Raw genomic sequence first — 10,574 nt, 5'->3', positions numbered from 1 at the left:
AGCTTTAGCAGCATCCGTGAGTTATTTTAATTTAGCTTATGAAAGAAATGAAGGTCGCTCAAAATACTAAGCCTTGAATTTTTTGCTTCGTTTTTGGTTCAAGCCAAAAATGAAGAGCCAAGCCGGCTTGAGGCGGTGTTTATGAATGTTATATCGTTTTAAACTTTAATGTATCATTTCAAAAAACAACGTAGTGATAAATCCATATTTTTGAATCAATGACCCATTAAACTTGTTCCGCATGACCCAAAATGCAATTTTTTATTCGTAACTGGCTGATTTTCAAATGTGGGTTTTTAGGGCGTCGTTATGGTGCACAAAACAGGGGTTATGCCAAAATTGGGTCCCCCATTGCACAAAACACGAAAGATTTTCTGAGCTGAGTACATCCTTCGTCCCCGGTTCATGAATAAAGGTGGTTAAGCATTTAATTTAATAAATATGTGCGTGGGAGTAATTAATTGAATTAATCCATGCCTTGTGAAACAGCACGTTCAATCTGCTCAATTTTCTTGAGGTCGTTGATTACTTTGTCTGATGGTTTAAAATAGTCGTACTGTCCCCAGAATTCAGGTGCATAATTAAATGTTTCATCAGAAAAAATCACACTCGGATTAACCGATTCACGCCTGCTGGGTTTCTCAACGTTTGTAGTATCGGTATTTACTACGTAAAAAGCTGTTTGTGAGGTGTAAGGTTTATAAAACCAGTTGCCGCGTTTTTTGACCTTTACAGAGAGTAGCGTCTCAGTGCGCTGCAGATACCAGGTGTTTCCAATGCGCTTATAACGCACTTTGTAACTGGCCTGGTTGAATTTTTTCTTTACACCCCTGGAACGTTTCGATACCAGCTCTTCGAGGGCATCTTTACGGGATTCGGCATAGGCAAAGTCTACGCCTTCGAGTGCGAAGTTTTCTGCATTAATCACCAGCTGGCCCTCGTAACGTACTTTAGTCCCTGCAATGGGATTAAAATTAATGATGTACACCATTTGCCCGTTGATGTAGGATGTGCGTTCTATTTTGTAGGTGTAATGGTCGAAGGTAAGCGGATGCATGAATGAGGGTCGATTACGCACCACATCGAGGTAGAGTGATGTGCGCAGCCCTGATTTAATTTTTAGTAAAACCGAGTCTTTTTTACTGGCCGATTTTATGGTGCGGCTTTGTATACGCTGGATGCGCTCTGTGTTAATGGTTTTTTGGTAATTGTTTTTGTAAACCTTCAGCACTGCTTCTGAAAAATACTGGTAATCGTTGCCCCGCTTTACCTCTTCGCGATAAAAACCAGTGTAGGCCACATCTTTTTTCGGATAGTGAGCATTCAGATTTTCCATCATGTTTTTGACAATTGTCCGGGCGCTGGCACCACTGACAATGATTTCTTCCAGCTTAATGCTGTGTGTTTTAAGCGTTACATCAATGTGATTGTGCTCAATCTCCTGTAAAGGAATTTCCATGCTGTAATAACCAAGGTGCGAGAATACAAGGGTGTCTTCCTTAGATTGCGATTGTACTTTAAGTACAAATTCACCATCGGCATTGGTGATTACGCCCTGAAAGGTGTTTTTAAAATATACCGAAGCTGCAATTAAGGGTTCTTTGTTGCTTTTGACCGATCCGGAGAGGATAAAATAATTTTTACCGGGTGCTTCTTTAATGATGATGTGCCGGTTTCTGCGGACCAATTGTACTTCCCGGTCATCGGCGACTAGCTTAATGATATCCTCCACAGAAGCACTATCGACGTTAATGTCAATTTTGGTGGTATCGTTCAGGTATTTGCTGTTGTATGAGAAGAGGTAACCTGTAGTTGCTGAAATGGTATCCAGCACAGTCCGTATATTGGTTTGCTCAAGTTTTAACGAAATAAGCGTGTCGTTTGCTTTTTCCTGGGCATTGGCAAATACCGGTAAAAGCAAAATTAAAAACAACCATATTCTGCGCGGTTTAATCAATTCCTCTGTTTTAGTACCACATTTTCATCGGCAAAGGTGTATTGCAGATTGTGTGTTTCAGAAATAATGTCAACAATTTCTTTCAGGGATTGATTTTTAAAGGTAGCAGATATTTGCATTTTTCCAATTGATGAATCAGCGAAAACCACATTTTTACCAAATGCTTCCTCCAGTTTTGCGGCTACATAGCCCAAATTGGCATTTGAAAAATAGAAGTCCCGTAGTGCCCAGCTGAGGTAGTTGGGATTAACGTTTTTAATGGTGTACAACCTTTTATTGTCTGCTTCGGCATACTCATCGGCCTGTAATACCATGCTTTCTTTAGTATATTTATGGTTTACTTTTACTGTACCTGATTTTACTATAACCAGGTCTGGTCTGTTTGGACGTGAGTCAACGCTAAAAGCAGTTCCTACCACTTCGATGTTTGTTCTGGCTGCTTCAATTATGAAGGGTTTATCATCATTGGCTGCCACATCGAACCATGCCTGGCCTTTAAGGTTGGTATTGCGTGTTTTTTTGTTGAACCGTTCATCAAGTGTAAGTTCGCTGCCTTTTTTCAAAATAACAGTACTGTTGTCAGGCAGGGTTATTTCCATGCGTTGTTCTGCCACATAGCGTATTTGGTTATGTCCGGGCAGAAAATAGGCCACTAACAGTGCCAGGAGCCCAAATCCCAAAATTATTGCAGCGGCAATGGCCATTTTGGGTGCTTTGATGAATTTTTTACGTTTTTCATCTTGCTGGTTGGCTATTCTGTGCTCCAGTTTGCTCCATGCCTGCTCAGAATCGAACCGGGTTGAATTTTGATCATCCATTTTATTCCAGTATTGTGCTATTGTCTGAAACTCTTTGTTGAGTTCCGGGTTTTGGTTTATTTGTGCTGCAAACTCCTCATGTTCAGAAGAATTTAACTCTCCGGACAGGAAACGGGCAGCTTGTATATAAAATGCATCATTCATTTTTGTGCTGTTTTGAGTGCTTCTCTTAAGGCTTTTAGGGTACTACCCATATCTGCTTCAACGGTTTTGATTGATATGGATAATTCAATGGCAATTTCTCTGTATTTTAGGCCCTGTTCCCGGCTCAGATTAAATATTTTACGACACCGCTCGGGTAGTTGCATCAGGGTTTGATTAAATAGTTTCTCCATTTGTGTGGCTTCCAGTAACTCAAGCGGGCTTTCCGGCGTATGGCCTGTGTTTGGATCTTGCTCGTACTGCTGTTTAATTTTAAGATGCCTGCCATAAGCTGTACACTTGTTGCGTATGGTTTTGTATAAATATCCCCTGAGGTTTTTCTGAATTATAAGTTGTTTCCTTTTTTGCCACAATTTGTAAAAGGCGTCCTGTACAATTTCTTCGGCTTCGTCTGGATCTTTTACAAAACTATTTGCAAAGTGGCAGAGCTCGGTATAAAGCGTTTTGAACAGGTGCTCAAACGCTGTTTTATCTCCTTTTTTTATTTGTTTAATTATGTGCTTGTCAGACTTTTCCATTCGTAACCGCAATAACCCAATGGCCTAAGTCTGCCAGCCTTTATGTTCTAAAGGTTGGCAAACTTTACCGGGTTTGTTAATTTGAATTGGCCATGGTTTTATTTGTCAGATAAAGGTACAATTATTTTGTTAAACTAAATCATGTCAAAGCTCAGGCTCCTTATTACTTAATAAGTTGCTTCACAGCTTTGCTGATATCACTACTCGGGTCAATAATGTTTTTACTACCCCAAAAGTCTCCATCGGTAAAACTATCAATCTCTTCTGAGAGTATGTCGCTACTGTAAAAACGGTGATGGCGCGGGAAGGGCTGAATATCTGTAAATTTACGGTCGGTAATAACCATTTCAGATGTAATGGTGTATTTATTTTTGAAGAGCCTTCTGCGATAGTCGCATTTAAACTCAACGGTAGCACGGGCGTAGTCAAATAACCATTTTCCATCAATATTTTCGTAACGAATATGGTAGTTTGCTGATAATGGTTCGAAGATCATACCAATGGGCTTTTTCCGAATAAAGCGCCTTTGAGTTTCAATGTCATTTATCATATTCATGGAGAATACGGCCTCCTTAAGGGCGAGCTTTTTAACATCGACATAGAATTTTCCATTGTACAGTGGAAAGTTAACATGTGGCAGTTGCTTAAATGATATAATGTAGTGTGCGCGATTATTTACCATTACAATATCTTCGAGCTCGTATTCATAAAATTTCATGTACTCTTCATTCAAAATAAGTGAAGGATTTTTAATCAGATCGAGGTACATCAAAACCCTTGGACCACCACGCAGCTTTACTAAAAGCGTATCAATTTCGCTATGATTTACTTTTTTACGGCCTTTTTGAATACTTACCTGGTCGGTGCCAAATATGGCACCCAGCGGAGCTTTGTAAATGTCTACCACTGCTTCTGCCAAAATCTGATACTTCCAGCGTTCTTTTACACTTTCGCGATAAAAGGCTTCCAGCATTGCAGGGTCTGAATAGTATTTCTCTTTGATATTGCGAAACATAGCCCTAACAATGGTTTCCGGGTCTTTTGGTGTGGCTGTAATTTCAGATATCTGAATACTGTTGGATTCAATCGCAATGGTATTAATCTTATCTTTTTTCAGACTTTTAACAGGTACTACAGCATTTTTATAACCTATAAACGATATCACAAGATTTGCATCCATGAGGGTTTCAGGTACTTTTAATATAAATGTACCCTCGCTGTTGGTTACCGTACCAATGCTTGTGTTTTCTATTGCAACTGAGGCGTAAAATTTAGGATCCTCTGTCTGGTTGTCTATAATTTTGCCCTCGAAAGTTTGTGTGGCTGGTTGGGCAAAAGTTTGGAAAGCAGAGGCTGCGATCAGTAATAGTATCATCACCGATGCTCTTAACTTCTTATGGGAGTTTTTAAGTTTCATAATTCTGTGGATTAAATTATACATTTTGGGGCCCTTATACCATAATGACGTTTCAGAATGATTTTACCCTATAAAAAACTGAAAAAAAATTCAACCAGAATTATTGCTGATAGACATGCTTCAACTTACAACTTTGAAAATCAGAATATTTTATTAAATTTGAATTGTATTATACTATCCTTTTACAAAAAAGAAACGCTATGAAACACTACTACACTTTTGTTCTTTTAACGCTTTTTGTTTTTAATTCTTCTTTTGCCCAGGAACTACCTGAACAATTTGATTTACGCGATTATAACGGCGAAAATTTTGTTACCTCAGTGAAAAGCCAGATTGATGGCACCTGCTGGACACACGGGGCCATGGCTGCCATTGAAGGTAATCTGATGATGAACGCAAACTGGACCAATGCCGGTTTGGACGGTGAGCCCAACCTGGCCGAATACCATTTGGACTGGTGGAACGGGTTTAACCAGGAGTTTAACCAGGATACCATGCCCGATGATGGGAGTGGTCTTGAAGTACATTATGGCGGCGACTACCTGGTTACCTCAGCCTACTTGTCGAGAGGTGAGGGGGCCATTCAGGATACTGCGATCGAAGGTTATTGGCATTCGAATATGCCACGGCGTGCTGATACCAGTTACAATTATTTTTATGTGCGCAACATCGAATGGCTTGCCATGGGGGATAGTCTTGAGCGGATTGATTTGCTTAAAACAAAGATAATGGAAAATGGTGTTATGGGTACTTGCATGGCATACAACGGACAGTTTATTGATTATAACTACAACCATTATCAACCGCCCGGTTCCGATGTGTTGCCCAATCATGCAATTGCCATTGTTGGTTGGGACGATAACCACCCTACTGATGCCCCTCAGCCAGGTGCCTGGCTGTGTAAAAATAGTTGGGGTAATAGTTGGGGTTACAGTGGGTATTTCTGGATCTCGTATTATGATAAATGGGCTGGCCGCGAACCTGAAATGGGCGCTATCTCATTTTCAAATACCGTTGAGCCGTTTTTCGATACCATTTACTATCACGATTATCACGGATGGCGCGATACGTGGACCGAATCTAATACAGCAATGAACGCCTTCTCAGCAGTTGATTCAATGTCTCTTAAAGCTGTAAGTTTTTACACGGCCGCCGATAGCGTGAATTATACCTGCACCATTTATGATGATTTTGATACAGAGCTTTCTAATAACCTCGGACAGGTAGCGGGTTTTATAGAAATTAAAGGTTTTCATACTATAGATTTGCCTGAATTGATTGGTATTCCGGAAGGAGATGATTTTTACATGGAACTGGAGTTCGATAAAGGAGGGCAACCCTTTGATCGCACTTCTGAAGTACCCGTACTGCTTTGTGCAGAAAATACCCGTACGGTGGTACATTCAACCGCTTCGGAGGGTGAGAGCTTCTATAAAGATGATCAGGGCCACTGGATTGATTTTTATTCGGAAGGTGACGCATTCTGGGAGCATTCGGGTAATTTTTGCATTAAAGCTATTGCCGATAAAGGTATGGAGGCCGGCAATGGTATTATATCCGAACCACACACAAATATCGATATAAACGTTTGGCCACAACCAGCAAAAGATAGAGTTAACATAGCCTTAGCAGGTACTCACCGGGGAGGAAAGCTTTATATTTCTAATCTAAGCGGACAGATTGTAAAATCGATACATTTTGGAGGTAAAGCACAGTTGCAGGTTGATATGAGTCATTTGACCAGTGGTATTTATTTATACCAGATACGCACTGAAGATGGCATGGCTACCGGTAAATTAATTAAACAATAAATAAGTAATTTATAAAAGGAGAGGGACTGCTCATTTATTTATGAGCAGTCCCCTTTATTTATGCCGTTTTTGTATAGGTTTTTTAAATATTAGTACAGCCCGGACACGATCACCTGGTCACACTTCATTTGACAATGCTTTCATGATTTTTCGATAATCTCTGAATAAATCTTAATATTTTATATATTCCTTAATATCAAATGTTAAGTTGCTTTATTTATATTGAGTTTAACATAATTATAGTGTATCTTTATAAGTTCAATCACATCATTACCCAAAAAATCCCAAAATGAAAGCACTATTTATTTTTATCATTGTTTTGGCCACTACGGTGAATGCATTTTCCCAGTTAAGTGGCTTATATACTATAGGCGCTTCCGGCGATTATGGTACTTTTAATGAGGCTGTTGAAGCGCTCTCAACTCAAGGCGTTTCTGCAGCAGTTACGTTTAATGTTGAACCCGGTATTTACGATGAACAGGTCGTAATTCCTGATATAACAGGCGCTTCAGCCGCAAATAACATCACTTTTCAATCAACAACTACCGACAGCACCGATGTTGAGTTAACCTACGCTTCCACTGTTGGAGATTCTTCGTTTGTTGTAAAATTCGATACAACACAATATATCACTTTTCGATATATTACCATAAAATCGGAGAGTCATGTGTATAACAATAATGTAGTGGAAATTTCCAATTCGCCAGATATTCATTTTTATAATTGTCAATTTATTGGATCAATTAAAGAAGAAAATAATTACAATTATTCTTATCATTTAATTATCTCTGATGAGGTTGACACAAACTGTAATAATTTGAGAATCGAAGACAGTTATTTTTATGGCGGATATTATGCTATTGTACAAACTGGTAAAAGTGAATCAGAAAAAACCGCTAATGCCGTAATTACAGGCAATATTATCCATAATCAGGTTTATAGAGGAGTTGAACTGAACAATTACAGCGATGCAAGCATTAATACTAATATCTTTACAGGTTCGCCCAGTTATTCAGCTATTAAGTGCGACCATTGTTTTAATGTGGATATAGAAGGTAATGAAATATTGGCCAATTCTCCTACTGGAACAACTGTAGATATGAACACAGGTATTTATTTATACTACCCTGCTCAAATTGATATACGGCGGAATACCATAAGCAATTTTGCAGTTTATGGAATACAGATATATTATGGCGATGATGATGGTAGTGTAAACCCACGCATTTCAAATAATTTCATATCGGGCGATGGCGAAGGGTTAAGTATAAGTTATTCTGATTATTATGAAATATATCATAATAGCGTATATTCAACAGGTAAGTGTCTTAGGTTAGAATCAGATGAAACGGTAGTAAAGAATAATGTTTTTTACAATTATGCAGATGGGCAAGTTCTAAGCACTTATTCTGATTTTCATAATATTGATTTTGATTATAACGACTATTACACAGAAGGAACCCAATTAGCCTCGTGGAAAGGTACAGATTGTGCAACACTGATCGATTTGCAAACTACCTCCGGGCAAGATGCAAACTCCATTTCGGAAAATCCGGAATTCCTGTCTGCCGACGATCTCCATACATCTTCTCTCAATTTGAATGGTGCTGCTTTAGCCGGACTGGAATCTGTCGATATTGATGGAGAAACCCGCGATGGCTCCAACCCGGATATGGGTGCCGATGAGTTTACTCCGCTAACTTATAATTTAGCCATGATTGATGTCGTGCTACCTTCCGACTGTGATTTATCGCCTGCAGAACAGGTTCATATTAAACTGGTCAACCGTGGAACAGCCAATTACGGAAGTGTTCCGGTCAAATATACACTTGATGGCGGGGCAACATACATAAGCGAAACTATTTCGCAATCCGTAAATTCCGGCGATACCGTAGAATATACTTTTGCGAACACCCTAGATATGACAACCCCGGATGAATATTTATGCACGGCCATTGTAGAACAACCTGATGACGAGCTTCCCGATGATGATTCAATTACCAGGGCATTTCTCAGTTTCGGTTCAATAAACAGCTATCCTTTTCTGGACGATTTAGAAGAGAATAATTCATATTTTTTCAAGTTATCTGCAAATTCTGATGCCGATGTTTTCGTAAGTTCAGGAGCCGCAAATGAGAGTGATTATGGTCTGCAATTTACCTATAAAAGTGGCGGGCATTTGTCCGACTGGCAGGGTGGCGATACGCCCGATTCCACTCAACTTTGGGTAGAAAATGCATATTTTCATGGCTTTGCAACTTCTTGCAATGTAGATATTTCAGGGATGACAAATCCGGCTTTGCAATTTGACATGAAAATACATGTTGAATCTCATAGTAAGCAGGCATGGTTCAGGGTATTAACTGATGGAACGACTGAATTAGTCGATGTGGAAGGAGTAAAAGAGTATCACGTAACGCAAGCTACTCCTTTCGAAACCAAAGTATTTGAGCTCAATCAACTAAGTACAGATATTTTTGAACTTACATTTCAATCGTGCGTAAGAAGCTGGCCGTACATCGCTGTAGACAATATTATTATTGGAGAAAAACCCATTGTTGAATTGGGTGCAGACCAAATAACATGCGAAGGAACTCCGGTTACCTTCGATGCCGGAGCAGATGCAGAATATACGTACGCATGGTTCAAAGAGGGCAACGCCGACACATTGGTAAAAACTCAAACCTATGAAACCGATGTGGAGGGAACCTATTTTGTACATGTGTATTCCGGAGCAGGAATTATTTCCAGAGATACTGTAAGTCTGTCTGTTAATCCTTCATATTCATTTGTGGAAGATGCCGCAATTTGCGATAGCGAAACACTCGAATGGCACGGTCAGGTTTATGATGAAACAGGAACCTATTATGATAGTTTGCAAACGGAACAGGGCTGTGATAGTATATTCACCCTGAATTTAATGGTAAATCCAACTTATACATACATCGAATCCTACTCAATTTGCGATAACGACAGTCTGTTGTGGCATGAAGATTATTACATAGAACCGGGAATTTATTACGATAGCCTGTTTACGGTTGATGGTTGCGACAGTGTTTACGTACTTCAATTAGATAACAATCCAACATTTCTCGATGAACAGTCAGCAACTATATGCGGAAACGACAGTCTGCTTTGGCGCGCCAGTTATTACAATGAAACCGGAATGTATTACGACAGCCTGCAATCAATAAGTGGTTGCGATAGTGTCTATGTGCTCGATTTGTTTGTGAATCCGACATACAGCTTTTATGAATCGTCTACGATTTGCGATAACGACAGCCTCTTGTGGCGGGGCGATTACTACAAAAATGCAGGCACTTATTATGACAGTCTCATAACCATCAACTCATGCGATAGCGTGTACGTGCTCGATTTGTTTGTAAACCCTGCATTTTTCAGCTCTGAGACTTACACAATTTGCTCCAACGATAGCCTTTTGTGGCATGACAATTATTACAACGAGACAGGTTTTTATTACGACAGCTTATCGTCGATTGACGGCTGCGATAGCGTAATTATGCTCGACTTAACCGTTAATCCGGCGTATGAATTTATTGAGACATCCGCAATATGCGATACCGATAGTGTGTTATGGCGAGGAGATTACTACAAGACTACCGGTATCTATTACGACAGCCTCACGACTGTATTAGCCTGCGATAGTGTTTTCGTGCTCGACCTGACTGTAAATTCAACTTTCTATAATGAGCAAGTTTATACTATTTGTAGTGATGACAGTGTGTTCTGGCAAAATAATTATTACAGCGAAACCGGCATTTATTACGATAGTCTCGTTACCCAGCATGGTTGCGACAGTCTGTATATGCTCGATTTAACCGTAAATCCGGCTTATCATTACCTCGAAACAACATCAATTTGTGATAACGA

At 39.6% G+C, this 10,574-nt stretch carries 6 protein-coding genes; 2 read left to right on the top strand and 4 right to left on the bottom strand.

Annotated features, from left to right (window positions below; translation table 11 throughout):
* Window positions 1-466 precede the first annotated feature (466 nt).
* The 4 genes from VJ937_RS01950 to VJ937_RS01935 all read right to left on the bottom strand — a co-directional run bounded on the left by VJ937_RS01950 (window position 467) and on the right by VJ937_RS01935 (window position 4,872).
* A complete protein-coding gene (locus VJ937_RS01950) occupies window positions 467-1,957 on the bottom strand; it encodes a carboxypeptidase-like regulatory domain-containing protein (RefSeq protein WP_324065237.1) in 1,491 nt (496 codons plus the stop codon).
* Window positions 1,954-2,919 (bottom strand): FecR family protein, encoded by a 966-nt coding sequence (locus VJ937_RS01945; protein ID WP_324065236.1) that lies wholly within the window; start codon window positions 2,917-2,919, stop codon window positions 1,954-1,956. The genes VJ937_RS01950 and VJ937_RS01945 overlap by 4 nt, the downstream gene beginning before the upstream one ends.
* Window positions 2,916-3,455, bottom strand: coding sequence for an RNA polymerase sigma-70 factor (locus VJ937_RS01940; RefSeq protein WP_324065235.1), 540 nt, complete (start codon window positions 3,453-3,455; stop codon window positions 2,916-2,918). The genes VJ937_RS01945 and VJ937_RS01940 overlap by 4 nt, the downstream gene beginning before the upstream one ends.
* Before the next feature lie 163 nt (window positions 3,456-3,618).
* Window positions 3,619-4,872: a carboxypeptidase-like regulatory domain-containing protein gene (locus VJ937_RS01935; protein WP_324065234.1), complete on the bottom strand. Its 1,254-nt coding sequence runs from the start codon at window positions 4,870-4,872 to the stop codon at window positions 3,619-3,621.
* Between the two features lie 200 nt (window positions 4,873-5,072).
* Here VJ937_RS01935 and VJ937_RS01930 point away from each other — a divergent pair, with 200 nt between their 5' ends.
* Both VJ937_RS01930 and VJ937_RS01925 read left to right on the top strand, forming a co-directional pair.
* Entirely contained in the window at window positions 5,073-6,683 is a 1,611-nt protein-coding gene (locus VJ937_RS01930) for a lectin like domain-containing protein (RefSeq protein WP_324065233.1), read from the top strand.
* Between the two features lie 289 nt (window positions 6,684-6,972).
* The coding region (locus VJ937_RS01925) for a right-handed parallel beta-helix repeat-containing protein (RefSeq protein ID WP_324065232.1) at window positions 6,973-10,574 on the top strand (3,602 nt) is incomplete at its 3' end.

This window comes from Salinivirga sp. (assembly GCF_035268865.1).
Classification (GTDB): Bacteria; Bacteroidota; Bacteroidia; order Bacteroidales; family Salinivirgaceae; genus Salinivirga.
Note: the sequence above shows the minus strand (reverse complement) of the source record. Positions and strands in the feature narration are given on the sequence as shown.

What these genes read in the sequence shown, in the direction of transcription:
- VJ937_RS01945 (WP_324065236.1), bottom strand. Translation starts at nt 2,919, where the DNA reads ATGAATGATGCATTTTATATACAAGCTGCCCGTTTCCTGTCCGGAGAG.
- VJ937_RS01940 (WP_324065235.1), bottom strand. Translation starts at nt 3,455, where the DNA reads ATGGAAAAGTCTGACAAGCACATAATTAAACAAATAAAAAAAGGAGAT.
- VJ937_RS01935 (WP_324065234.1), bottom strand. Translation starts at nt 4,872, where the DNA reads ATGAAACTTAAAAACTCCCATAAGAAGTTAAGAGCATCGGTGATGATA.
- VJ937_RS01930 (WP_324065233.1), top strand. Translation starts at nt 5,073, where the DNA reads ATGAAACACTACTACACTTTTGTTCTTTTAACGCTTTTTGTTTTTAAT.